1 protein-coding gene is annotated in these 1,721 nt (G+C 39.8%); it reads right to left on the bottom strand.

Annotated features, from left to right (window positions below; translation table 11 throughout):
- A partial coding sequence (locus AC1DUW_RS27820) for an aldehyde dehydrogenase family protein (RefSeq protein ID WP_477644054.1) occupies positions 1-1,361 on the bottom strand: 1,361 nt, incomplete at its 3' end.
- Positions 1,362-1,721: the final 360 nt, after the last annotated feature.

The raw sequence follows: 1,721 nt of genomic DNA, 5'->3' as shown, positions 1-1,721 counted from the left end.
TTATAGCAGTTTACCCAAACTGTRCCTGCTTTTAATTCATTGGCCACATAATGGGCTTTTTTCACATCTTGTGTCCATAAACCTGCTGCTAATCCATATTCGGTGTTATTTGCACGGCGAATCACATCGTCTAAATCGTCAAACGGCATGGCAGCTACAACAGGTCCGAAGATTTCTTCTTTAGCAATAGTCATTTCATCATTGACACCAGCAAATATTGTAGGTGCTACAAAATAGCCATCGCCTTGTCCATAACTACCGCCTGTAACCACTTCTGCACCTTCTGATTTTCCTTGTTCAATATAACTACCCACACGTTCTAGTTGCTCATTAGATACCAATGGCCCTATCTGTGTAGATGGATCAAGGCCTGCCCCTTGTTTAATGTTTTTTGCGTGGGAAACTAAATCAGCTACCACATTATCATAGGACTTCTTCTGAATATAAAGGCGAGAGCCAGCACAGCAAACTTGTCCTTGATTAAACATAATGCCCGATAAAGCACCGGGAATCGCTTTAGTCATATCAGCATCTGGTAAAATGATATTTGGTGATTTCCCACCCAGTTCTAGTGAAATCTTTTTCACTGTACCTGAAGCTTGGCGCATAATCATTTTACCTACTGAGGTAGAACCTGTAAAAGCAATTTTATCCACATCCGGATGGTCTACTAGTGGTGAGCCTGCTGTTTCACCAAATCCTGGTATAACATTAAGAACACCAGGAGGAAACCCGGCTTCGAGTGCTAGTTGACCTAAATACAATKCTGAAAGTGGTGTTTGCTCTGCTGGTTTTAAAACGATTGTACATCCGGTTGCAAGGGCTGCACCTAATTTCCACGCTGCCATAAGAAGAGGGAAATTCCAAGGAATAATTTGTCCAACTACACCTACTGCTTCATGGCGAGTATAGTTGAAGTAATTCCCTGCAACAGGAATCGTTTGACCGACAATCTTAGTAGTCCACCCAGCATAATAACGGAAGTGATCAATGGCAAGAGGGACGTCCGCATTAGTTGTTTCACCAATAGGCTTCCCGTTATCTAGTGTATCCAATTGTGCTAACTCTTCTTTGTGGGCTTCCATTAAATCCGCTAATTTATAAATGAGGCGACTGCGTTCAGAAGCACTCATTTTTTTCCAAGGACCATTGTCAAATGCTTGGCGGGCTGCTTTGACTGCTTTATCAACATCTTCTGGTCCGGCTTCGCTCACAATTGCTAAAACTTTCCCGTTGGAAGGATCAAGAGTCTCAAAAGTTTGACCAGAAGTAGCTTCTACCAATTCCCCATTAATCAAAAGCTTTTTAGTACCCTTTAAGAATTCTTGTACACGTGGAGTAAGTCGAATTGTTTGTTCCATTTATAAAACCCCTTTTCATTTGGTATAAGTAAATGTTTATTCTTGCAAATTCGCTTAGATAATATGAAAGTCTATCCATGAAACCTATCAAACTTCAGTTTACTATTAGAATTTTGGCATATAGATGTTATACCTAGATTATCAATCGATATATGTGCGCGACCTTTTGTTAATTCAACTATCCTTTATTCAGAATTCTTAGCCTTACCATTTATTGAAACGKCAGTACCTAATTCCTTCGCGAAATTAAGAGTATGACTCATAAACACGTGACTTATCTAATGGTTATTTACGCCTCCTTTTTAAAAAAATTGGAATAAGGTACTCAACTGGTTATAATGCAAGACTCATGCCAATAAC

The sequence above is a fragment of the Peribacillus sp. P4_C12 genome (genome assembly GCF_056402095.1).
This window is presented reverse-complemented; position numbering and strand designations above follow the sequence as displayed.